This window comes from Streptomyces sp. NPDC058678 (genome assembly GCF_042714835.1).
Lineage (GTDB): Bacteria > Actinomycetota > Actinomycetes > Streptomycetales > Streptomycetaceae > Streptomyces.
Window position 1 is genome coordinate 171,728 of the sequence record NZ_JBHXSG010000005.1, and the last position, 21,977, is coordinate 193,704.

The 21,977-nt window shown below is 68.3% G+C and carries 20 protein-coding genes; 11 read left to right on the plus strand and 9 right to left on the minus strand.

Features of this window, described 5'->3' with window-relative positions:
- The first annotated feature begins 153 nt into the window (after positions 1-153).
- Complete coding sequence (locus tag ACFWWR_RS07770; RefSeq protein WP_384302474.1) at positions 154-1,074, plus strand: hypothetical protein; 921 nt, start codon at positions 154-156, stop codon at positions 1,072-1,074.
- A 64-nt stretch (positions 1,075-1,138) separates the two neighbouring features.
- Here the strand turns inward: ACFWWR_RS07770 and ACFWWR_RS07775 are convergent, their stop codons facing one another.
- Both ACFWWR_RS07775 and ACFWWR_RS07780 read right to left on the minus strand, forming a co-directional pair.
- Entirely contained in the window at positions 1,139-1,564 is a 426-nt protein-coding gene (locus ACFWWR_RS07775) for a hypothetical protein (protein WP_383869829.1), read from the minus strand.
- A 252-nt stretch (positions 1,565-1,816) separates the two neighbouring features.
- A complete protein-coding gene (locus ACFWWR_RS07780) occupies positions 1,817-2,440 on the minus strand; it encodes a hypothetical protein (protein ID WP_383869826.1) in 624 nt (207 codons plus the stop codon).
- Positions 2,441-2,598: 158 nt separating this feature from the next.
- Here ACFWWR_RS07780 and ACFWWR_RS07785 point away from each other — a divergent pair, with 158 nt between their 5' ends.
- Together ACFWWR_RS07785 and ACFWWR_RS07790 are read left to right on the plus strand one after the other, a co-directional pair.
- Positions 2,599-3,078 (plus strand): diadenosine tetraphosphate hydrolase, encoded by a 480-nt coding sequence (locus ACFWWR_RS07785; protein ID WP_383869823.1) that lies wholly within the window; start codon positions 2,599-2,601, stop codon positions 3,076-3,078.
- Between the two features lie 91 nt (positions 3,079-3,169).
- Positions 3,170-3,724 carry an SMI1/KNR4 family protein gene (locus tag ACFWWR_RS07790; RefSeq protein WP_383869822.1) on the plus strand — a complete coding sequence of 185 codons (555 nt, stop codon included), beginning with the start codon at positions 3,170-3,172 and terminating at the stop codon, positions 3,722-3,724.
- A gap of 219 nt (positions 3,725-3,943) precedes the next feature.
- Here ACFWWR_RS07790 and ACFWWR_RS07795 read toward each other — a convergent pair whose 3' ends face one another.
- Positions 3,944-4,801 carry a caspase family protein gene (locus ACFWWR_RS07795; protein ID WP_383869819.1) on the minus strand — a complete coding sequence of 286 codons (858 nt, stop codon included), beginning with the start codon at positions 4,799-4,801 and terminating at the stop codon, positions 3,944-3,946.
- 355 nt (positions 4,802-5,156) lie between these two features.
- Here ACFWWR_RS07795 and ACFWWR_RS07800 point away from each other — a divergent pair, with 355 nt between their 5' ends.
- The 3 genes from ACFWWR_RS07800 to ACFWWR_RS07810 all read left to right on the plus strand — a co-directional run bounded on the left by ACFWWR_RS07800 (position 5,157) and on the right by ACFWWR_RS07810 (position 10,320).
- On the plus strand, positions 5,157-6,020 hold the full coding sequence (locus tag ACFWWR_RS07800; protein WP_384302476.1) for a leishmanolysin-related zinc metalloendopeptidase: 864 nt from the start codon (positions 5,157-5,159) through the stop codon (positions 6,018-6,020).
- Between the two features lie 387 nt (positions 6,021-6,407).
- Positions 6,408-8,261, plus strand: a complete 1,854-nt coding sequence (locus tag ACFWWR_RS07805; protein WP_384302478.1) for a peroxidase family protein — start codon at positions 6,408-6,410, stop codon at positions 8,259-8,261.
- 1 nt (position 8,262) lies between these two features.
- Positions 8,263-10,320: a trypsin-like serine peptidase gene (locus ACFWWR_RS07810; RefSeq protein ID WP_383869811.1), complete on the plus strand. Its 2,058-nt coding sequence runs from the start codon at positions 8,263-8,265 to the stop codon at positions 10,318-10,320.
- 259 nt (positions 10,321-10,579) lie between these two features.
- Here the strand turns inward: ACFWWR_RS07810 and ACFWWR_RS07815 are convergent, their stop codons facing one another.
- The gene (locus tag ACFWWR_RS07815) at positions 10,580-10,849 is read right to left on the minus strand and encodes a hypothetical protein (RefSeq protein ID WP_384302480.1); all 270 of its coding nucleotides are present in this window, start codon (positions 10,847-10,849) and stop codon (positions 10,580-10,582) included.
- A gap of 408 nt (positions 10,850-11,257) precedes the next feature.
- On the opposite strand from ACFWWR_RS07815, the gene ACFWWR_RS07820 reads away from it, so the two are divergent.
- Entirely contained in the window at positions 11,258-11,455 is a 198-nt protein-coding gene (locus ACFWWR_RS07820; protein ID WP_384302523.1) for a leucine zipper domain-containing protein, read from the plus strand.
- Positions 11,456-11,502: 47 nt separating this feature from the next.
- Here ACFWWR_RS07820 and ACFWWR_RS07825 read toward each other — a convergent pair whose 3' ends face one another.
- The gene (locus tag ACFWWR_RS07825) at positions 11,503-12,426 is read right to left on the minus strand and encodes an AraC family transcriptional regulator (RefSeq protein WP_383869803.1); all 924 of its coding nucleotides are present in this window, start codon (positions 12,424-12,426) and stop codon (positions 11,503-11,505) included.
- A gap of 716 nt (positions 12,427-13,142) precedes the next feature.
- On the opposite strand from ACFWWR_RS07825, the gene ACFWWR_RS07830 reads away from it, so the two are divergent.
- Positions 13,143-14,285, plus strand: a complete 1,143-nt coding sequence (locus tag ACFWWR_RS07830; protein ID WP_384302482.1) for a sulfite oxidase — start codon at positions 13,143-13,145, stop codon at positions 14,283-14,285.
- Between the two features lie 755 nt (positions 14,286-15,040).
- The gene (locus tag ACFWWR_RS07835; protein WP_384302484.1) at positions 15,041-16,591 is read left to right on the plus strand and encodes a pectate lyase; all 1,551 of its coding nucleotides are present in this window, start codon (positions 15,041-15,043) and stop codon (positions 16,589-16,591) included.
- 353 nt (positions 16,592-16,944) lie between these two features.
- Here the strand turns inward: ACFWWR_RS07835 and ACFWWR_RS07840 are convergent, their stop codons facing one another.
- From ACFWWR_RS07840 to ACFWWR_RS07855, 4 genes are all read right to left on the minus strand, one after another.
- Entirely contained in the window at positions 16,945-17,577 is a 633-nt protein-coding gene (locus ACFWWR_RS07840) for a hypothetical protein (RefSeq protein ID WP_384302525.1), read from the minus strand.
- A 318-nt stretch (positions 17,578-17,895) separates the two neighbouring features.
- A complete protein-coding gene (locus ACFWWR_RS07845; RefSeq protein WP_383869794.1) occupies positions 17,896-18,606 on the minus strand; it encodes a DUF4232 domain-containing protein in 711 nt (236 codons plus the stop codon).
- Between the two features lie 361 nt (positions 18,607-18,967).
- Positions 18,968-19,426: a nuclear transport factor 2 family protein gene (locus tag ACFWWR_RS07850; protein WP_384302486.1), complete on the minus strand. Its 459-nt coding sequence runs from the start codon at positions 19,424-19,426 to the stop codon at positions 18,968-18,970.
- A gap of 399 nt (positions 19,427-19,825) precedes the next feature.
- A complete protein-coding gene (locus tag ACFWWR_RS07855) occupies positions 19,826-20,743 on the minus strand; it encodes an RNA polymerase sigma-70 factor (RefSeq protein WP_384302527.1) in 918 nt (305 codons plus the stop codon).
- A 195-nt stretch (positions 20,744-20,938) separates the two neighbouring features.
- Here ACFWWR_RS07855 and ACFWWR_RS07860 point away from each other — a divergent pair, with 195 nt between their 5' ends.
- Together ACFWWR_RS07860 and ACFWWR_RS07865 are read left to right on the plus strand one after the other, a co-directional pair.
- The gene (locus ACFWWR_RS07860; RefSeq protein ID WP_384302488.1) at positions 20,939-21,418 is read left to right on the plus strand and encodes a carboxymuconolactone decarboxylase family protein; all 480 of its coding nucleotides are present in this window, start codon (positions 20,939-20,941) and stop codon (positions 21,416-21,418) included.
- A gap of 61 nt (positions 21,419-21,479) precedes the next feature.
- Positions 21,480-21,905 carry a MarR family transcriptional regulator gene (locus ACFWWR_RS07865; RefSeq protein WP_384302490.1) on the plus strand — a complete coding sequence of 142 codons (426 nt, stop codon included), beginning with the start codon at positions 21,480-21,482 and terminating at the stop codon, positions 21,903-21,905.
- Positions 21,906-21,977 lie beyond the last annotated feature (72 nt).

Sequence of the window (21,977 nt, forward strand, 5' to 3'; positions counted from 1 at the left end):
CGTACGGGCGCGAACGGCTCAAGCCTCCCGGCGATCTTGCCCGGCGTCCCAGAGGATGGTCCTCCGTGGCCCGGCCGCGGGAATGGCCGATGGGCAGCTGTTTCCCCCTGCGCGGCTGGCTGGACCGGCCGTCTGACCCCCAGGAGCACACCGATGACAGTGATGACGGACGCCCTCGTACCGGCGTTGGAGGATGCTCGCGAGGCGCATGAGGCGGTCGTCGCCCGTTTCAGGGCGGATATGACCATCATGCCGCCCGGCCCGTACCGGCAGATGCTCGAAAGCCAGGTGGCCGACGTCCAGGACCAGCTTGCGCGAATCGAGCACCAGGTGCGCGCGCTGCGGCCCCGCGGCGGACTTGTCGGGGACAGCGTCGAGATCGCGCGGCTCATCACGCGTGGCGCCGTACGGACCGTCATGCTGCCGCTGACCGTCGGATCCACGTTCGTGACGGACATGCTGCGCGGCGGGCGTCCTGCCGACGAGCAGCGGCTGCTGAGCAACGCCCAAGACGAGTACGCGGTCACTGCCCGGGCGCTGGCGGCCTGCCGGGCCGGCCAGAGCATCGCGGAAGCGATCCATGACCAGGCCACCGCCGACCTCCTCGCCGCGCTGCGCCGCGAGGACGAGGAGCTACTCGAAAGGCTGGAGGACAGCGTCGCCTATCACGCACGGGCCGTGGCGGCCGCGTCCAACGGCTTCGTCCGCGAGAGCGGCGGCATGGCCGACACGGCCGCCCGCACACTGCGAACGGCCGCCGACCGGGTGAAGGACGTCGCCCAGAGCGGCGGACGGCGGGTCAGGGAGGCGGCCGAGGGCGTGGTGCGGGAGATGCCCGAGCCGACCCGCGTGGCCGAAGGAGTCCGGGGTGCGGTGGCCCGGGAGGAGGAGCTGCCGATCGCCCGCTTCAGCCAGCTCAGCGTCGACGAGATCAAGCAGCAACTGCGCCCGCTGTCCCCGTCGGACCTGACGGTGATCGAGGAATACGAACGCACCCACTCAGGCCGGCCCCCGGTCCTGGACGCCATCGAGCACCTGCGCAGCAGTGAACGCCGCCCGGTGACGACATCCTGAACCCGGCCAAGATCACCGCCCAGCGGCAGAACGTCCCCTCCACGCTCGCCCACCCGGGCCTGGACTACGGACGAAGCCACCGCCGGCGCCGTGTGGTTTTCTCCACCGCCGAAACACGCACCGGCGGACGCCTTCCGCTGGGCGGCTGATCGCACGGCAGCGCGGCGCGCTCCTCCCGGTCTGCCATCTCGACGTTGATGTCCTCGCGCATGACGCCGGGGACATCAACATCGATCCCGTAGGCGTCGTCGGTCTCGGAGACGTCGGCCGGGGAGCGACTGGTGTCCACCGACCCGGTGGACATCCTCGATGCGGTGCTGGAAACGGCGGCGATCGTGCCGGCGATCGTCGCGCCCACCCTGTTCGTGAGTGAAGGCACCGGTTCGGGGAGCCGTGGACGGCGACCGCGGCTGCCGCCGCGGAGGCAATGCTCCTCCTCCGCGAGCGCTCGGCGCGCTGTCCGCTCCTCGACCTCCAGCTCGTCGCTCACCCCTCTTTGCGAGCGGCCTGGCTTACCACCGCCTGGGCACTTGCGCACGCGGAGCGCCGCGGACGGCCGAGCGAGCACGCCCGTCGTCGACGCGATCGACGAGTAGACCGAGGCATGGCGCCGGCCCGAGGCTACGGATGGGCGTCTCAAGGGCGCGGCGGGAAGGCCGGTGAGCCGGTAGGAACGGGTCGGGCTCGCCGCGCCGCACCGCACGAACAGGGCGAGGCGGACAACTCCCTGGCGAGCTTCCGGTCAGTCGAAGGCCACGACGAGTCGAACGGCGTCCTCGCCGAAGCGGTCAGCCATAGCCTTCATCACGGCAAACACGTGCGGCCAGTGAGACCTGGGACCCAGGATGGAACCAGCGGTCAACGACTCGTACCGACACAGCAGGTCTCCGCTGATCCACTCGCCCCAGTAGTCGCTGCGTTCGAGTTCCTGCGGTCGTGGCCCCACCGTGGCAATCACCTCCGGGGACCATTCAGCCGGAACCAGTTGCTGGTGCAGAGTTGCGGGCGTTGCCTCGTACGACCAAGTGAGTCGGCCCACGTAGTGCTCTGGAGCACTTGCGGGATCCAGTGCCGCGATCTCAGCCCAAGTGACCCAGGTGGCACCTGACAGGTGGCCGTCTGCCACCGAGGGCTGCAGTCGCTCGCGTAGTCCGTTCGACACGTCGTCGGGTAAGCCACGTCCCGCGGCCAGGGGCCGGTAACCCGCGTAGTTACGCACCCCGAAGAGGCATCCGAAGGATGCGTAGTCGGTCTCGTCGTACAGGGGCCAGAGATCCATTGCGCAGATCCATGCTTCGCCCTCGTAGTAGTCCGTGCCGACGCCGGGGTGGCGGAACTCGATGCCGCCGTCGATATCCGTACTCACGGTGCCTGACGCTACAACGCGTCGGAGCCAGGGGCTTCTGCATTATGGGAGCACGCTTGTTGGCCGATCTCCTGGCGCAGGAAGCCGGCGAAGCCCCGCGTCGGCTTCGGAGCGGCCTGTTCTGTAAATCCTGGTCGCCCAGTGGGTAGGTTCGGGCCATGACTGGTGACTGGCGGACGGACCGGATCGGATCGGCTCTGCGGGGCGAGAATCCGACAGTGCTGCGGCGACTTCAGTCGGGGTTTGCGGTGATCGGCGACGTGCAGTTCCTGCCGGGCTACTCGGTTCTCCTCGTGGATGAGCTGAATGTCCAACGGCTGTCTGACCTGCCGAGGGCCAAGAGGCTGTCTTTTCTGTCCGACATGGAGCAACTCGGAGAAGCGGTTGAGCGGGCCTGTCGGCGGCTGCACCCCGGTTTCCGCCGGGTCAATCTGGAGATTCTGGGAAACACGGACCCGTTCTTGCATGCCCATGTCTGGCCGCGGTTCGAATGGGAGGCGGCCGAGCTGATGAGCAGACCGGTGTGGCTGTATCCGGGTGAGCGATGGAGTGACGAGCGGTTCAGGCTCGGTCCGCAGCACGATGTGCTGCGGGATGCGATCGGCGGTGAACTGGACCGGTTGCGCTTGACGAGCTGACGGCGCGGGCCCGCCGACCGTCAAAACCTCTGTCGCTGCGGTGACGTCGGCGGTGAAGGCTGGACGCGGAGGTCGTTGCTACGGTCGGCAGATGGACAGGTGGGACGAGGTCGGCGTACGCGCCCGGCTGCGGGAGATGGCGGAACGGGACCCGGAGCGTGGGCGTTTCGGGGCGAGCACGCACCGGTACGAGCTGACGTCTGCGCTGCCGGAGGCCGAGATCCGGGCGTTCGAGGAAGCCCACGGCATCGCCCTGCCGGCGGAGTATCGGTCGTTCGTCGCGCAGGTGGGGAACGGCCCGGCTGGTCCCGGTCATGGCCTGATGCCGTTGACCGTCCCCCGCCCGGAGGCCGGTGAGGAGTGGGCCGTGGACGACGAGTGGGAGGAAGACCGGCTGCCGGGCCGGCTCGCCGCCCCGTTCTTCCTCAACAAACCTCGCCCCGGCCGGATCGGCGCATCGACGGGCGACCTGACCCAGGGCACGCTGATGCTGGCCGACCACGGTTGCGGCATCTATGTCCGTCTGCACCTCAACGGACCGTACATCGGCGAGATCTGGCGGCTCGACACCGAATGGGGCGGCTTCGTCCCATTGAGCCGGGGCTTTCGCTCCTGGTACACGGAGTGGCTGCGGAAGGGCCCGTGAACGGCCGCCTACGGCAGCCTCGATCACGCAAGGCGCCGGGCGGCCTGCTGCGGTCACCCCACCGGACTCAGACTCCAGGTGCGCGAGCGGTGCCTGTCGCAATCGAACTGGACGAGTCCGTAGCGTCAGTTACGGCGCCATGCCCTGAAGGCCGGTAACCGCGCGGAACGCGCATGCGGCGCGGCCTCCGTGCCGTCCCGCACGTTGTTGCGGCGTGCCCTATACGGTGAAGGGCCGCTGCCGCAGGAACGGGTCGTTGGCCCGACCGGTGACGAAGAGGCCCGGGCTCTGGTTGGGCGGCATCCTGCGGAGGATCTCGCGGTGGAACGACTTGTGTCCGCCGGTGAACTTCCCTTCGCTCCATACCTCGCGGAGTGTGCCGGTGAAGAGCCCGTTTTCCCAGCCGTCAGCGGCCAGCTGATTGTCGGCGCAGGCGGAGATGAGCAGGACGCTTGCCGGTAGGTCGAGGGTGTCCTTCGGCTGCAGGTTGCGCTGGATCGTGTCGTAGAGGGTCTTGTCCCGGTCGTACGCCTCGCGCTGTGTGTCCGGCGGCATGATCCGGGAGGTGACCTCGATCTGGTCGCGGTCGCGGGTCTGGTACTGCTCCTCCATGGCGTCCGTGGTGAGGAGATTCCGCACCGCTCTGACGGCTGTCTCACTGTGGCAGCAGTCGAAGTAGGCAGAGATGCGAACCCCTTCGGCGAACGCCTCGAATTCCTTGTAGAGCTCATCGTCGATGAACTCGCGGTCGTAGAGGACCAGGGTCTCGTCGAGCCGGTCGGGCTCGTCCTCGGGCCCGTTCCTGTCGGGCACCTGACCGCCGTGACCCGAGTAGGTGAGGAGCAGGATGTCGCCGGACGTCAGGACCCTCGCCGCCTTGCGGAGCTCGGCGGTCACGTTGTCGACCGTCGCGTCTGCCGTGAGCAGCATCGTCCGGTCGTCGAAGCCCGCGTCCCTCGCGATCTGCTCCATGTCGCGGGCGTCGTTCTCGCACGCGTTGAGCTTGCCGTCCCACCCGCCATATTTGGTGGGGTCGACGCGGTTGAGCGCGATGTGGAGTGACATGCCATGGGCCATGGGATGGCCTCCTTCCATGCGGACGGGATGCGTCCGGAGTGGATCCCCGAGCCTGAGGTGATCACCCATTCAGACCAATCATACCGAATTGCCGCTTATCTGGCCTTTCTTCAGGTATGTCGCAGTAGGTGAGTGGAGCGGGGGGCGACTCCACTGTGAGCCGACCAAACGGTAGATGCGTCAACTGGTGAACGGATGGTCCTGCTCTGCAGAGCGGTCACGATCCGCTGGAGCCCAACAGTCCCCTGGGCAGCCAGGTGAGCACATGCAGGGTGTCGACGCGCGCCGGTACTCCCTTCGGCCTAGCCTGTGAGAGGGGGTGACTCTCATCGGATGCGAGGCAAGGAGATCCGTGATGAGCAAAGTCACCACTGGCACCTTCAAGACGTATCGAGCGGTGGCCGACTTCCAACGCGCCAAGGAAATCGCCAACACCACGTCCCCCTTCACCATTGAAGTCCGCTTCCTCGGTGGACTGACGGCACATCAGCAGGACGCCTTCACAGCAGCAGCCGATCGCTGGGCCAAGGTCATCGTCGGGGACCTCGACACCGCAGTCGTCGGCGACGACATCATCGACGACCTGTTGATCGAGGCGGAAGGCGTCACGATCGACGGCCCTGGCGACATCCTGGGCATGGCAGGCCCCACCGACTTCCGTGACGGCACCGCCCAGTTCGGTCCGATGCTGCCGGCGAAGGGCGTGATGAGGTTCGACTTTGCCGACCTGGCGCGGATGGAGACGGACGGCACGCTCGTCGACGTCATCACCCACGAAATGGGGCACGTACTGGGCATCGGGACGCTGTGGAAGCCCTTCGGCCTCCTCACCGGAGCCGGCGGCCAGGACCCGACCTTCACAGGCCCTCGCGCCCAGGCGGAGTTCGCCACACTCGTGTCGGAAGCCCAGCCGGTTCCGGTGCCGGTCGCCAACTTCGGCGGCCCGGGGACCAGGGACAGCCATTGGCGAGAAGCGGTGTTCGTCAACGAACTCATGTCACCGTTCATCTCGGGCAGCAACAACCCCCTGAGCCGGATGACCGCAGCGAGCCTGGGGGATCTGGGCTACCAGGTCGACCTCGACGGCGCCGAGCCGTACACGCTCCCGGACCTGCTCCAGATCGCCCGGTCGGGTGGACTCGTACCGCACACGGCGCCGGTCGGCGACGGCATCATGCTGCCTGTCGTGCCCACCCAGCTGCCTGCCTCGACCCCTTGACGGACGGCGTGCTCTCCGTGCGAGCGGAGGTGATCCGGCGTCGCCGGAAGTGAGGTGACGCTCTGCACGAGCAGCAGACCGACATGACCCCTGTGGCCCGGCGAGCATGTCGACGGCCGCGACGACCTCCGCCGTTGCGTGCCGGAAGAGGCCTGGGGCCATCCGCGTCCCGTACTTGCAGGATGGGACGGAACGGCGACCCCTCGGCTGTCGTCGACAGAGGTTCCGGGCGCGCGGAGTGGACAGCCCGCGCGTTCTCGACGCCCTCGGTCTTCCCCGCGCGGTCCTCTCCCCACGCGCCCGGATTCATCGTCGCCACCGTCCCCCACTACATGAGCAGCGAAAAGGCAGAGGACTGGGTTTCGCAACCGCCCAAGGAGTACCGCGATGAGCAAGCAACGACACTCCGCGCGACGTTCCGCAGCCGGCTACCGTGCCTCACTGCCCTGGCGAGTCCTCACCGCCGGCGCCGAATACGTGGACCGGCGCCTCGGCTGGGACAGACTGCCCGTCATACCGGGCCTGCTGACGCTCCTCGGCCTGCGCGTCAAGCTCCGGCAGAAGAACCTCCACGACACCGGCCACCTGCCCTCTGTCAACCTCCCCGATCCCGCACCCCCCTCCGAGACCCACAAGGTCAACCGGACCCCCGACGGCAGCCACAACGATCTCGACGAGCCTCGGACGGGCATGGCGGGCACCCGCTTCGGCCGGAACATCCCGCTGGACCGGATCGCCCCGGCCTCGCCCGAGGACGTACTGTCCACGCCGAACCCGCGCGAGGTCAGCCGCGCCCTGCTCACCCGCGATGAACTCACCCCGGCCGAGTCGGTCAACTCCCTGGTCGCCGCCTGGCTCCAGTTCATGGTTCGCGACTGGTTCAGCCACGGCACCAGCCCCACGGAGCAGCCCTGGGAAGTACCCCTCATGGACGACGACCCGTGGCCCGAACACCCCATGCGCATCATGCGGACACCGGACGACCCGAGTCGCGACCCGCAGGCACCCGCCGGGACGCCCGACACCCGGGTCAACGTGTCCTCCCACTGGTGGGACGCGTCGCAGATCTACGGGACGAACGAGACCGAGCAGCGCCTGATACGTGCCGGCGACCTGGGCAAGCTGCATGTGTGGGACGACGAGCGGTCCCCGTTCCCCTCGGATCCCTCCCGGGACCCCTCGCACGTCCCCGGCTTCTGGCTGGGCCTCGCCATGATGCACGACCTGTTCGCCCGTGAGCACAACGCGATCTGCGACCACCTGCACGGCGCGTACCCGTCCTGGAACGACGAGGAACTCTTCCAACGAGCCCGACTCGTCAACGCCGCACTCCTCGCCAAGATCCACACCGTGGAGTGGACGCCGGCCGTGATCAGCCACCCCACCACCGTCACGGCGCTGCGCGCCAACTGGTGGGGCATCGCAGGCGAGCGCGTCCACAACCTCTTCGGCCGGATCAGCGACAGCGAGGTCATCAGCGGCATCCCCGGCGGTAAAACGGACCACTACGGCGTCCCGTACTCCCTCACCGAGGAATTCGTGGCCGTCTACCGCATGCACCCGCTCATCCGCGACGAGTGGCATCTGCGCTCCGCCGCCGACGACAGGACCCTGCGTCACTGCACCCTCCGCGACATCTCGGGCCCCGGGGCACTGAAGGCCCTGGAGACCACCGAGATGGCCGATCTGCTCTACAGCTTCGGCACGCTTCACCCCGGCCTGGTCACCTTGCACAACTTCCCAAAGTTCCTTCAGGAGTTCGAGCGCCCCGACGGACATCTGCAGGACCTCGCCGCCACCGACATCCTGCGCACCCGAGAACTGGGCGTCCCCCGCTACAACGAGTTCCGGCGGCTGCTGCGGCTGAAGCCCGCGGCGAACTTCCAGGAGCTGACGGAGAACCGCGCCTGGGCCGAGCAGATCCAGTGGCTTTACGACGGTGACATCGAGAAGGTCGACCTCTTGGTCGGGCTGTACGCGGAGAAGCTGCCGACCGGATTCGCCTTCAGCGACACGGCGTTCCGCATCTTCATCCTGATGGCCTCACGCCGGCTGAACAGCGACCGCTTCTTCACCGACTACTACACCCCCGAGGTGTACTCCAAGGCCGGCATGGCCTGGATCGACGACAACAGCATGATCACGGTACTGCTGCGCCACCACCCGGAGCTTCGTACGGCTCTCGCGGGTCTGACGAACGCCTTCGTGCCGTGGCACACCGCCGGAAGGAAGGTGACCTGACATGGCAGCCACGGACAGGTTCCGCGAGGAGCGGGAGCGCCAAGTCGCGGCGGCCGCCGCGCGGTACGACGAGACCGGCCCCCAGCGACGGGAGGTCGAGCAGCGGCGGGACGCCGGGGTCACCTTCCCGGATTCACAGGAAGCGCTCGCGGCCCGCGCGGCCCGACTGCTCGACCGGCACGCGGTGCCCGCCGCCATGGTGGTGGAGGCCGTCCGGGCGGAACCGCTGGCCCCGCCTGCCGCGTACGAACGCATCCTCGGCGTCTCCAAGGATCTGCAGGCATGGAGCTTCCTGCCGCGCGGCGCCCGGGCGGCACGTACCATCGCCCGGATCTCGGTGCGCGAGAACGGCCGCGAACTGCCGATCGGCACCGGCTTCCTGGTGTCGCCGAGCCTGCTGATGACCAACCATCACGTGCTCACCGACGCCGAGGCCGCCCGGCAGTGCTTCGTGGAGTTCGAGGCCCAGGTCAGTGTCGACAACACACCGCAGTCGGCGACGCGGCTGGAACTCGACCCCGACGCGTTCTTCCTGGCGGACGCACGCCTTGACTTCGCCCTGGTGCTGGTCTCGCCCGGCCCTGACCTGCGTCCCCCGGGGGAGACGTTCGGGTGGAACCGGCTCAGCGCCCAGATGGGAAAGCTGGTGATCGGCGAGCCGGTGAACGTCATCGGCCACCCGATGGGGCGACTGAAGGAGATCGCCCTGCGCGACAACATGCTCCAGGTGCGCCTCGACGACTTCCTCCACTACAAGACGGACACCGAGCCCGGCAACTCAGGCTCTCCCGTCTTCAACGACCAGTGGGAGGTCGTCGCGCTCCACCACAGCGGTGTGCCCAGGACCGACGACCAGGGCCGCATCCTGCGCCGAGACGGACAGGTCTGGCAGCCCGGTGACGGTGACGACGCCATCGACTGGGTGTCCAACGAGGGCGTACGCATCAGCTCCATCCTGCGCCACCTTGCCGCCCTGCCCCTCACCTCCCGCCATCAGGCGCTGCTGACCGAGATGGGTCCGGAGTCCGGGCTGCGCCTCTCGGAGGCCGCCGTAGGTCCGGCGGCTGCTGCCGCTCCCGCCGCGGCAGCGCCGCACCGGGCCGCCGAACGGGCCACCGCACGTGCGGGCCTGCGCGCCCGGGACGGCGCGTTCGGCGGCACACGGCATCTGGTCTTCCTGCACGGTCGCTCCCAAGAAGGCAAGGAGCCCGAAAAACTGCGCCGCGAGTGGGCGGCCGGACTCAACCAGGGGCTCGTCCGCGCCGGCCTCCCCCCGATCGACCCGGCAGACGTCTGGTTCCCGTACTACGGCGACAGACTGGTGCAGGCCCTGACCGCGCACGAGGCCGTCCCCCACATCGTCGAGGCACCGACCGCCACGGCGGCCGAAGTGGTCGCACCCGCCACCCCCACCGCCCGCGCGGTGTACGAGGAGATCGTGGGCGAGGCGGCCACCAAATGGAACATGCCGCACGAGAGCCAGCTGGCCACCGAACGGATCGACCTGGGCGACGTGGTCGGAGCCCTGCAGAAGCGGCTCAGCTGGCTGGCCGCCAGGAGCGACCTCGACGCATGGGCCATCGCCCTGATCTTCCGCGACGTGGCCGCGTACCTCGACGACCGGCGCATTCGGGACGAGGTCCTGGACTGCGTACTCGAGACCATGCCGGACGCGGGAGAAGTGGTGCTCGTCAGTCACAGCCTCGGCACGGTCGTCGGCCTGGATCTCACCACAAGGCTGTCCCCCGGCGTGAACCTCGTCCATCTGACCACGGCGGGCAGCCCTCTCGGCCTCGACAGCGTGTACAACAGGCTGCTAGTAGGCGGCCCGAAGCGTCCGGACGTCGTGGCGGACTGGCTCAACGCCTGGTGCCCGACCGACGCGGTGGCCATCGGATGCCCGCTGGGCGACGACTGGGCGGACGGGCTGTCCGACCTCGCCGTCGTCAACGCCCGCGACCGGGCGCACAGCATCGTCGAGTACCTCGCCCACACCGAGGTCGCCCGGTCGATCGGCAGCCACCTCGGCCATCCAGCTGCGATGAGCCGCCGGGCTTGACGGTCGCCCGGCGATGGAGCGGGGATTCTGCACTCCATCGCCGGGCCCGCGTCTGTGTTCAGCCGTGGAAGTCGCTGCTGGGTTCACCGCGGGCGTTCCAAGCGGAGGTGTCGAAGCGTCGGTGTCGCACCAACTCCGCACTTCGCCGACGCCGGAGTTACGGCAGTGGAGCAGGAACAAGCGGGCTACGCACCCAGCCGTGGCATCGTCGAGAAGCGCATGCCAGGGCCCCCAACGGTGCTACCGCCGCACGGAGAGGTCAGGGCTTCGGGGTGGTCTTGGGGCCGTCCGGTTCCGGGTCGGTGGGCGGCCGTCCCACGCCCGACAGCGTCTCGCGGGCCCGTGCGTCGACGAAGCGGGGCACGAGATGCTGGGCAGCGCCGAAAATGACGGCCCAGGCCACTATCTGCGGGCTGGAATCCGGATCACTCAGGCCGGGAATGAAGGCGCCCCTGATCAGCAGCACTCCTATGAATGCGGTCAAAGCCCCGGTGGGGAATTTCAACAGGGCTGCCGACAGCGGCAGCATATAGGGCGAACTCGTTCCCTGAATCCGACGCAGAGATGCAATGACCGTGAGATCCGCATGCGTGCGGCAGCTCGCTCGCGCCAGGCTGTTCTATGCGTCCGGAACAGTTCCTCGGGCGGTCGGGGGAGCTGAACCACGTTCTTTCGTCGGGTCGGCTCGTAGAAGTGATCGCGCTTCGGTTGATCTGGCGTCGGTGTGCGCCTGAGTATGAGCGAAGCGACCCACACGAGAACGAAGAAGGCGACGCCCCCTCTGGGTCTTTTCGTGTTTTCTATGCCTTCTGAACCGTTGGAGGCTTTCCCGTTGGCCACGCCGACTTCCAGTAAAGACTCCCCTTCTCAGCGTGGGACGGATAGCCAACAGGTGCACGTCAAGAACGAGGTCGGAGATTCGCCGCTGTTGCGGCACATGAGGTTGTTGACGCAAGCACGCCCCGCAGGCGCGTCAACATGGGTCAACCGCTACCGTCGGCACGATGAACCCGGTCTGCTGGACCGTTCCTCAACACCCCACCGCCGGCCGACCGCGACCGGCGCGGACCTCGTGACCAAGATCGAGGCACTCCGCCGAGAGCCGAGAAACGGTCGGCGTCCCGATCGCAGGTGAACTCCGGACCGAGGGGATCCAGTCAGCAGGCAGACGGGCCAGGTTGCTCAGCGGCAGCGTCCCCCGGGCTTCCCGCCACCATCGGCGTCCGTGCGACGAAGTTCGCTCGGCGGGATGCCGTAGACGGTGCGGAACGCTCGTGTGAAGTCGGGCGGCCGGGGAAAGCCCCAGCGGGCGGCGACGGCATGGATCGGCATCGCGCGCAGGGCCGGGTCGGCGAGGTCTCGGCGGGCGTTTGCCAGCCGCTGGTCACGGATGTACGCGGCCACACTGACGCCCTCGGCCTGAAAGAGCCGGTACAGGTGACTGCGCGAGATGTGGTGCGCGGCGGCGATTTGGGCGGGTGTCAGTTCCGCCTCTCCCAGATGCCGACGGATGAACGCCTTGATGCGCAGGACCAGCGTCCGGCTGTGGGTCTCTGGAGGCATCAGGAGGTCGGCGTCCAGGGTGTGGGCGAGGACGGCGGTGACCAGATCAGCGACGACGGTTCCCAACCGGGGCGCGTCCTGCGGCTGATACCGACCGGTGTCCGAGACAAGCTGGACGAGGAACTGCGACAACAGCGCGCCGATTCCCTCACGGCCCGATATCTGGCGGCCGACCGCCTGCTCGGCCCGCCCCGCAGGCAGCGACACGAGTACCTGTGGGAGTTCCACTCCCACGATGGTCACCGGTTCGGAGCCGGTGCATACATCCCACGACCGAGACGAGGTGTTGATGTGGATGTCGCTGTTTCGGTACGTGACCTCCTGCCTGCCCCAGCTTGCCCTTCCCTCTCCCCGCAGCAACAGGGAGAGGTGGTAGGCCTCGGGATCGGACTGGCGGACGAGCTTCGGTGTCCGGCGGAAGACCAGGGAATCAAACGTCGCCGGCCACACCGTCACATCACCGAGCCCGATCAGGCGCTGGTGTCCGCGGTAGTCCGCCGCACGGTCACTGGACAGCTGCAGGGGAGCGTGCGTCCGGCCCATTCTCTGTGTCCACGCCTCGAACCGGTCCCCCGTGGGCAGATCCTTGGTGCGGAATACCGACTCTTGCAACATCGCCGCAGTCAATCACAGGGAACGGGCACGTTCACGCGGGGAGTTCGGGGCCGGACGCCCCCTCTCGTACCCTCTTCGCACCCCCCTGGACCAGCAGCACGTCTCCAGGGGTGGGAGTCGCTCACCGCGTTGTCGTTCACGGCAACGGAGCCGGCGCGCCCGATGGGACCGAACAGCGGCGTCACCGAGGACGCCATGGCCGCGAGGATCACGAAGACCTGCCCTGCCTGGAACGGTGAAGGGCCAGGACCCAGGAAGGCTCGCGCCCGCATCACGGACGGCGCCAGGAGCCTGCCGCCTGCCCGGCACAGGGTCGCGTGGGCGTTGGCGGGTCATGAGCCCCACACTTGCGGAGCCTTCTTCCATGGGTCAATCTGGACGGAAAGCCTAGGTTTTCGTCGTCACGATTCCTGAAGGTCACGATTCCCGAAGGTCCTTCGGCCACGGGCTGATTCCGCCAGGTCGACGACCAGACACTGAGCTCGTTCGGCACGGCCACGACGTCAGCCGCTCCCGCGACTCCTCGTCCGCCGGGGCGTACGTCATCATGTGCAGCGGCGCTGTGGCAAGGGGCCCGGCTCTGTCGGATACCGGACCGCCACCCAGGGGGTGCCCGGGTCGGCCGCCGGGAGCACCATGGAGCCATGGACAGTCGCACGGATCAGGTGGACTCACGTGGATCACTCGACGGCGTCAGCACGCCTGGGCGCGTCGCCGACCCCACCGAGGGCATCAGCCACGAAGAACTCGCCCTCGCCGCCCGCAACCACGGCCTTCCCCTGGAGGCCCTGCGCTACGACGTCACGCCTGCCGGGCTGCACTACATCCTGACCCATTACGACATCCCGGTGCTGGACTCCTCCGCATGGACACTGACCGTACAAGGCCGGGTCCGTACGCCCCTGACACTGGATCCGGTGGCCCTCCGCTCCTTCCCGCCCGTCACCCACCGGGTGACCATGGAGTGCGCGGGCAACGGCCGGGCCCATCTCACCCCGCGCCCCGTCAGCCAGCCCTGGCTGGTCGAGGCGGTCGGCACCGCCGACTGGACCGGCGTACCGCTGCGGACGCTGCTCGCCGAGGCCGGCGTGGAACAAGAGGCCGTAGAGGCGGTCTTCACGGGAGCCGACCACGGCGTGGAGCGCGGCGTGGAGCAGGACTACCAGCGCAGTCTGACCCTCGCCGATGCCACAGCCGCCGACCCGGAAGTCCTGGTCGCCTACGAGATGAACGGCGCCCCACTCCCCCCGCAACACGGACACCCCGTGCGCCTGGTGGTCCCGGGCTGGTACGGCATGGCCCATGTGAAGTGGCTGCGCGAGATCACCCTCACCGACACGCCGTTCACCGGCTTCCAGCAGACGGTGGCGTACCGCTACCGCCAGTCCCCCGACGAGCCGGGCACCCCGGTCACCCGGATCGCGCCCCGGGCGCTGATGATCCCGCCCGGCTTCCCGGACTTCATGTCCCGCACCAGGGTCGTACGTCCCGGCCCTCTGCGCCTCGAAGGCCGCGCCTGGTCGGGCCGCGCTCCCGTCACCAGGGTCGAGGTCAGCACGGACGACGGCCACACGTGGGACGAGGCGGAACTCGCCCCGCAGGACCACCACTCCTGGTCCTGGCGGCACTGGACGGCGCCCTGGACGGCCGTCCCCGGCACGCACGTCCTGACCGCCCGCGCCACGGACGCCGCGGGCGACACCCAGCCGGTCACCCAGCCCTGGAACCGCGGCGGCTTCGGCAACAACGCGGTGCAGCGCATCCCGGTGGTTTGCCTACCGCAATGACTCAATGACCTCGGTGAATATCAGTAGCGGGTCTCGCGGATCTCGCCGTCTCCCGCCCGGTGGCCCATGGTCTGACGGGTGGTCAGCCATACGCTCGCGCCCAGGTAGGAGTTGAGTTCGCGTCAGCTGTGACCAGGACGAGTGCCTGGCCTCGGTCAAGGCCGTGCGGCCGACATGTCACACAAAGCGCCTCGGTCAGGATCGTCGCGGGACACGGCTCACAGGCGGGGCCACCCCTCGACGCCACGCGTGAGTGCGAGGCGACGTGCGCCCGCAGACCGGTCCCCGTGGTCCGCAGCGGCACCGGCTCGCACCTCGACGAGATCCGCACGGGCCTTCCAGGGATCGAGTGCCGAGTCCAGAACACGGCGCCGAACGGTCTCCGATACAGCATGTAGAGCCGACCGGACAGCCCTCGGCCGCTCTCAGGTCTGTTCATGTTCGTGAATAAGAATCAAGTACACGTCTATTGACGTGTTCGCGGCAAGCACTTAGCTTCCAGAGAAAGCGCTTGCCACAGCCGCGATACGGTATCCGGCCATCCAGGCCATTCATGTTCTCGAACGACCGCATCGTGGCACTCCGGAGCCGCCGCAGGAAGGGGTCTGTCACAAACCTCCGCTCCTCCTGACGCCGGGCCCGGTCGCCCTCGCGTTCTCACGGCTGAAAAGAACGCGCGGAGCACAGCCGAAACGGCCCCGGCATGAGGCAGGGGCGGCAACACCCAGCATGCGAAGACGAATGGGGAGGCGAGGATGAGACGATCAGTCGCACTGCGGCTCCATGCGGCGCTGGCCACGATGGCGCTCGCGGCCGGCACAGGTGCGGTTCTGTCGATACCCGAGGCGTCGGCGGCGACCGGTAGCGCCACCGGCTATGCGACCCAGAACGGTGGGACCACCGGCGGTGCGGGCGGGCAGACGGTGCGGGCCACCACGGGGACCGCGATCCATGCGGCCCTGTGCGGCCGGGCCAGCAGCAGCACCCCGATCACGATCGAGGTCGAGGGCACCATCAACCACGGCAACACCGCGAAGGTGTCGGGTGACAGCTGCAACACCGCCGCCGGCGTGATCGAACTCAAGCAGATCAGCAACGTCACGATCATCGGGGTCGGCAGCGGAGCCCTCTTCGACCAGTTGGGCATCCACATTCGCGACGCCAGCAACATCGTCATCCAGAACGTGACCGTCCGGAACGTCAAGAAGTCGGGCTCGCCCACGTCCAATGGTGGTGACGCCATCGGCATGGAGAGCAACGTCCGCAACGTCTGGGTCGATCACACCACCCTGGAGGCGTCGGGTGGCGAGTCCGAGGGGTTCGACGGCCTCTTCGACATGAAGGACAACAGCCAGTACGTGACCTTGTCCTACAGCATTCTGCGCAACTCCGGCCGCGGTGGCCTCGTCGGGTCCAGTGAGAGCGACCTCTCGAACGGCTTCATCACGTACCACCACAACCTGTACGAGAACATCGACTCCCGCACCCCCCTGCTGCGTGGCGGCACAGCCCACATCTACAACAACTACTACGTCGGCCTCAACGAGTCCGGCATCAACTCCCGAGCCGGGGCTCGAGCCAAGGTCGACAACAACTACTTCAAGAACTCCAAGGACGTCCTGGGCACCTTCTACACCGACGCGGCCGGTTACTGGCAGGTCAGCGGCAACACCTACGACAACGTGACCTGGTCCAGCCCCAGTAGCGAGAACAACCCTGCCGGACCCAATCCGCAGTCCAACACCACTGTCAGCATCCCTTACGCGTACAGCCTCGACGGCGCCGGCTGTGTGCCGGACATCGTGAGCCGGACAGCGGGCGCCAACAAGGGTCTGCAGGTGTCGAACGGCAACTGCTCACCGCAGACACCGACACCGACCCCGACGTCAACACCGACCCCGACCCCGACACCGACCACGCCGGGACCGACCCAGCCCAGCGGGACCAACCTCAGCATCGGGGCCGGCTCCGACGGCTCCAGCAAGGCCGCCGGCACGAGCTACGGCAACGTGCGGGATGGTGATCTGAGCACCTATTGGTCGCCGGCCGGTGCGACCGGGTCCATCTCGATCAAGTGGGGCTCCTCTACAGCTGTCTCCGCGATCAACATCCGGGAGGCGTCCGGCTCTACAGGCAGCATCGGCTCCTGGCGGGTCATCAACGCCGACTCGGGCGCCGTCCTCACCTCCGGCAGCGGGGCGGGAGTCATCACCTTCTCTCGGGCCTCGTTGCAAAAAATCACCTTCGAGATCACCGGCTCGACCGGCACGCCGAAGGTCGCCGAGTTCGAGACCTACGCCGGGTAGCAGCCTGCGCTCCCCGCTGCCCGGCGGGTCCGGGGCCGGCAGCCCCCCGGACCCGCCGGGCAGCCGCGAGGGGTCGCGTTTGTCGAGGAGATGGGCAAAGCGGCCGTAAGAAGTCGCCCCAGACGGGGCGAACTCATGTACGTCGTTGTGGACCGCTGTCCCCGCGCTGGGTGATCCAGGCGAAGGGGCACGACCTCCGGTTCGATGGCATCTGCGGGGCCTGGCTTCGGCGTTGTCGTGACGACGCAGGAGTTCTCAGTCAACAGGCCGCCGGAGCATCAGCTGATCGGCGACGGCGATGACGTGGTCGGCATAGGCAGCACCCAGTGATCCGGCCGAGCAGGGCCGTCAACCTATGGCTTTGGCGGTACGGCCGACGCGGGCAGGGCCAGGACGCGCGCGAGGGCGGCGGTGACGGGGGCGTAGTGGTCGGGCAGGTACTGAGACGCCCACTCGGCGGCCAGTGCAAGGAAGTCGGTCAGGTCTCGCTCGGCGCCGTCGAGCAGGTGGCGGAGTTCGGTGACGGACAGCTCGATCACCGGGCTGTCGCCCTGCTCTGCGTCGACGGTCAACCGGACGGTGTCGCCGAGACGCTCGGCGAATGGATCAGGGTCGTGGCCGAAGGAGGCTCGGCCGCTGCCGTCGACGACCTCGCGCCAGTCACGCCAGTCCTCCATCCCGTTGCAGCAGCCGGGTAGGAAGGTAATGCCGCTGGAGCTGTCGGTGACCCGCATGCCGCCGGCCGCGTAGAGGTTGTCGAAGGTCAGCAGTCCGTGCAGGAACGATCCGAGCGGGTCGACGGGCCGTGGCGGGCGGCCATCATGCTCGGGGTCGATGTCGTTGCAGCCGACGATGCGCATCACCGCTGTCCCGACCTCGGCGGGGGTGAGCTCACCGCTGAGCGGCAGGTAGGTGAACGGCTCGATCTCGGCGACGGGCCAGAGGGCGAAGCCTTCAGGGGTGGAGATCTCCAGGACGGGCTGCATCACGGTCACCTCGGGAAGTGTTCCGCATCTCGCGCCTGTGCCGCCTCCCGATTACGTCGAGCCTTCACGCGCCAACGACCCTGTAGAGGGGGGAAGCTGGTCCCTTTCCGTGGGTCTGGCGCTCACCTCGTGACGGCGTCCGTAGAGCGGCGAGATCGTCGAGGTGGGCTCGCACCAGCGGTGGCCTTCGATCGAACGGCGGTAGGGAAACGGCCGTAGCCGACAGGCCGGATCCGGCTTGTCCACGAGCCGGTACTGGGCGGCGTCGGCATGCCGGACCGCGTTGGTCACTCCCGCCGTGATCCCGATCGAGGTCCGTCACTTCGACATGATGAAGTCCAGGGCATAGCCGGAGGCCGTCGTCCAGTAGGTGACGAGTTGACCGTCGTCCGCGTACAACGTGTCGACGGGCATGGGGACGTCGATCGGCTCGCCCGCCTTGGTGCCGAGCTTGCTGCCTTGGAGGGTGAGGGTGATGCTCTTCGCCTCGTACTCGTCCCTGGCGCCGCCGGCGACGAGCAGAGCGGCGTGCGCCTCCTTGCCCGGAGCGATGGTCGTGGGCTCCCCCGGGTCCGTGCCGCTGTCCTTGATCACGGGGGTCGGGGCCTGGGCGTCACCGATCTCGATGTAGGGATAGTGGTAGACGTTGCACTTCTTGTCGCCGGCGTTCTGGACGGTGATGAGGAGGTGCCTGGCGTCCTCGCTGTCCGCGGGCTCCATGGTGGCGGAGACCCCGAGTTCTTCTGCGGTGCAGGCGGCGATGGTGCCACTGTCGTCGTTCCCGCCGACGTTGTCGTCGCTTCCGCCGGTGTCGCCCGTACCACCGCCCGGCTTCGCCGAAGCCGTCCCAGTCGGCTTCGCAGAACTCGTCGTGCTCGCCCGGTCCGAGGACTTGGCGTCATCCGAGCCATCTGCCGTGCCCGGCTCGCACGCCGTGGACGCGAGCAGTGCGGCCACCGCCGCGGTACCGAGGACGTAGGACCTCCAGCCCCTGGGGCCCTTGTGGTTCTTGCGGGCAGCAGCATTCATGGTGTTCCCCCGTTGTCAGCCGTACGCGTCCGCTCTCGACGCTCGATTGCGAGGAGAGTCTGCACCAGGAATCGCCCTCAACACGTTGCCTCGTAGGTCTGTTACCGATCACGTACACGGAAGTGGCGGTTCCGCCGGAAGATCACAGACGTCCCGCAGGGCAACAACAGGCGGCTCTACCCAGGTAGGTCGTCCAAGCGCGGCTGTACACCACACCACGTCCTCGTCACCGCGTCCAAGGACGGTGAGGGCGGGTGGAAACCGCCGGTGGACGGGAAACAGTTGGGCGGAGTCAGGGAGTTACTCACGTTACGTTGCCCCCGGGGTCGCACTCCCCTTCAGGGCGCGGCCGGGCGCGCTTTCACGGGGCGCAGGCCTCGGCGATCGACAGGCTGTTCTCGTAGAGGTGGTGCCGGGTGATTCGGCCGTCCTCGACGGTGAGGTGTAGCGCGAACGGGCCCTCGAAGGACTTTCCCGTCGCACGTACGGTCCCCGACAGATGCCCCATCAGAACGGCGTCGGTGCCGTCGGCGAGGAAGGTGTCGAGGGACGCGCGCGCGTCCTCGGGCACGGTGTGCTCCATCAGTTCCGTGAACTGGGCGGCGCATTCGGCGGCGGTGGACCGTGGGCGGATCCACGGGACGGCGGGGTTCTCGGCGAGCAGCCAGTCGACCTCGTCTGCGAAGAGCGCGACGAGCCGCCCGGTGTCCCCGGCCATCCGGGCGGCAAGGAACTCCTGCACAACAGCCCGGGTGGCCTCGGCGACGGGAACCACGGTTGTAGATGAACTCGTCGTGGGCGTAGCGGACTTGACGGACATGGCGCTCTCCTCGCGGCTGCGGCTGGTACCGGCGGGGGCCCCGCCGATGTGCTTGATCCTGCCGGGGGCAGGGAGAACGGTCGATTACCCCGGAGGTAAGGGCCCGGCCGCTGTGTCGCGGCTGGTGTCCGATCCAGGAGTCCGGAGCGGACTACGACGACGGGGGCACCGGTGCAGGTCAGATGCAGGGCGTACGGACGAGCGCATGCTCATCGAGGTCGGCGGCCGTCCGGGGGTGCGGGGCGTGCCGCCGTGTCCTCTACGGCCCGCACCTCCTGTTACCGGGTCCCTCAAGGCCGGCCATCTTTCGGATGTGGTCAGCCGATCAAGGGCTGCCACCGGCCTCTCTGCGCGTGGTCGACCCTGCTGAGCCAGACCAGCCCGTCGAGTCGGCCGCGTTTATCGGCGCAGGATCGTCTCCCGCTCCAGATGCGACAACTTCTCCGGATTGCGCACGGCGTAGAGCCCGGTGATGAGGCCGTCGTCGATGCGCATCGCCATGACGGTGTCGATCTCGCCGCCCAGCCGGACGATCAGAGCCGGGTCGCCGTTGACCTGTGTCGGCTTCAGCGACATCGCGGCGGCGATCCTGCCCAGCACGCGGGCGACCTGGTCGGCCCCCACGACGGGCGCCGACGCGGCCCGCACGACTCCGCCGCCGTCGGTCAGCAGGACGACGTCCGGCGCGAGGACGTCGAGCAGGCGTTGCAGGTCGCCCGTTTCGACCGCCCGCTGGAACGCCTCGACTGTGCGGCGGGTCTCGGCAGCGGAAGTGACTCCGCGCGGTCGGCGCGCGGCGACGTGGGTCCGTGCCCGGTGGGCGATCTGTCGGACGGCGGCCGGGCTCTTCTCGACGGCTTCGGCGATCTCGTCGTAGGCCAGGTCGAACACCTCGCGCAGTACGAACACCGCCCGCTCGGTCGGGGTGAGGGTCTCCAGCACCAGCAGCATCGCCATCGAGACGCTGCCGGCCAACTCGACGTCCTCGGCCACGTCGGGCGCGGTCAGCAGCGGCTCGGGCAGCCAGGGGCCGACGTAGGACTCCTTGCGCCGGCCGAGCGTGCGCAGGTGGCTCAGTGCCTGCCGGGTGGTGATCCGGACCAGGTACGCCCGCTGGTCCCGCACGGTGTCTGGATCGACGCCCACCCACCGCAACCAGGTCTCCTGCAGGACGTCCTCGGCGTCGGCGGCCGAGCCGAGCATCTCGTAGGCGACGGTGAACAGCAGGTTGCGGTGGGCGACGAACGCCTGGGTGACGCTGTCCAGGCGGTCGCCACGAGCGACCGGCACGGACGTGTCCCTTGTCCCGTCGTTCATGATTCGGTCGTTCATCGCCCGCTCCTGCCTGTTCGCTCTCGACTGGCCGTACACCAGACGCCGGCCCTCACCGCTTTGTGACACCCGCGACCGGTGACGCACGCCACATCACCGCGCCGTCACAAGGGACCGGCCGTCGGCATCTTGTGTTCGTCCAGTGCAGCAGCACGCCACACCACGAGTGAGGACGACGTCATGGAACCCCGTTTCAACCTCTTGGACAGCCCGACCGCCGCGAAGGTCGCCAAGCGGTTCTACAACACTTCGTCGGCCCTGGAAGGGTCGACGCTGCCGAAGGCCCTGCGGGAGCTGGTGGAGCTGCGGGTCGGCCAGATCAACGGCTGCGGATTCTGCGTCGATGCCCACACCAAGGAGGCCGCGGCCGCCGGTGAAACCGCGCTCCGGCTCAACCTGGTCGCCGCCTGGCGGCACAGCACCGTGTTCACCGAGGCCGAGCGGGCCGCGCTGGCGCTCGCCGAGGAAGGCACCCGGCTCGGCGACCACGGCGTATCCGACGAGACCTGGGCCGAGGTGCGCAAGCACTACGACGACGACCAGACCGGTGCGCTGGTCTGTCTGGTCGCCCTGATCAACGCGGCCACCCGGATGAACGTGATCGTGCACAACCCGGGGGGCTCGTACGAGCCCGGCATGTTCGCCAGTACGTCGAGCTGACCGGCAGCACGCGAACAGGGGCCCGTCCCAGGATCGTTCGATCCGGGTCGGGCCCCTGTTTGTGCTGCCCCTCGCTGCTTGTCAGGGACTGGTAGCGCAGGACCTGCGCATCAGTGACCTGGCCCAGGCCCTGAGCTGGTCCCAGAGCCGCCTCTCCCACGCTGTGGCGCGGATGGAGAAAGCCGGCTGGATCCGCCGCCCCCCTCCCCCACCGACAAGCGCAGCAACTGGTCAAGCTGACCGATGCCGGCCGCCAGAAACTGGTCGAAGCCGCTCCCCGCCATGTGGCCGCCGTACGTCACCTCGTCATCGACGCACTCCCACCCGAGCAACTCGACCGACTGACGCAGGCCGGCGAGATCATCGTCGACCGCGCGGCCTTCCCTCGGCGAGGCCATGCCCTTCAAACGCCCCCGGAGTGAGGGCAGTCGGCCCGGCCCGGCAGCCACGCAAGGCCGCCGCAGCGGGGTCGTATTCACGCGAGTGACCGGCGCGTTCGGATGTCGCCTTCCCGACGGACCGCTCAACGCCCCACAGATCAAGGCCGGGCACGCGGCCG

Coding starts and splice junctions, on each gene's coding strand:
- ACFWWR_RS07770 (WP_384302474.1), top strand. CDS start 154: ATGACAGTGATGACGGACGCCCTCGTACCGGCGTTGGAGGATGCTCGC.
- ACFWWR_RS07785 (WP_383869823.1), top strand. CDS start 2,599: ATGACTGGTGACTGGCGGACGGACCGGATCGGATCGGCTCTGCGGGGC.
- ACFWWR_RS07790 (WP_383869822.1), top strand. CDS start 3,170: ATGGACAGGTGGGACGAGGTCGGCGTACGCGCCCGGCTGCGGGAGATG.
- ACFWWR_RS07795 (WP_383869819.1), bottom strand. CDS start 4,801: ATGGCCCATGGCATGTCACTCCACATCGCGCTCAACCGCGTCGACCCC.
- ACFWWR_RS07800 (WP_384302476.1), top strand. CDS start 5,157: ATGAGCAAAGTCACCACTGGCACCTTCAAGACGTATCGAGCGGTGGCC.
- ACFWWR_RS07805 (WP_384302478.1), top strand. CDS start 6,408: ATGAGCAAGCAACGACACTCCGCGCGACGTTCCGCAGCCGGCTACCGT.
- ACFWWR_RS07810 (WP_383869811.1), top strand. CDS start 8,263: ATGGCAGCCACGGACAGGTTCCGCGAGGAGCGGGAGCGCCAAGTCGCG.
- ACFWWR_RS07815 (WP_384302480.1), bottom strand. CDS start 10,849: ATGCTGCCGCTGTCGGCAGCCCTGTTGAAATTCCCCACCGGGGCTTTG.
- ACFWWR_RS07820 (WP_384302523.1), top strand. CDS start 11,258: ATGAGGTTGTTGACGCAAGCACGCCCCGCAGGCGCGTCAACATGGGTC.
- ACFWWR_RS07825 (WP_383869803.1), bottom strand. CDS start 12,426: ATGGGCCGGACGCACGCTCCCCTGCAGCTGTCCAGTGACCGTGCGGCG.
- ACFWWR_RS07830 (WP_384302482.1), top strand. CDS start 13,143: ATGGACAGTCGCACGGATCAGGTGGACTCACGTGGATCACTCGACGGC.
- ACFWWR_RS07835 (WP_384302484.1), top strand. CDS start 15,041: ATGAGACGATCAGTCGCACTGCGGCTCCATGCGGCGCTGGCCACGATG.
- ACFWWR_RS07840 (WP_384302525.1), bottom strand. CDS start 17,577: ATGCAGCCCGTCCTGGAGATCTCCACCCCTGAAGGCTTCGCCCTCTGG.
- ACFWWR_RS07845 (WP_383869794.1), bottom strand. CDS start 18,606: ATGAATGCTGCTGCCCGCAAGAACCACAAGGGCCCCAGGGGCTGGAGG.
- ACFWWR_RS07850 (WP_384302486.1), bottom strand. CDS start 19,426: ATGTCCGTCAAGTCCGCTACGCCCACGACGAGTTCATCTACAACCGTG.
- ACFWWR_RS07855 (WP_384302527.1), bottom strand. CDS start 20,743: ATGAACGACGGGACAAGGGACACGTCCGTGCCGGTCGCTCGTGGCGAC.
- ACFWWR_RS07860 (WP_384302488.1), top strand. CDS start 20,939: ATGGAACCCCGTTTCAACCTCTTGGACAGCCCGACCGCCGCGAAGGTC.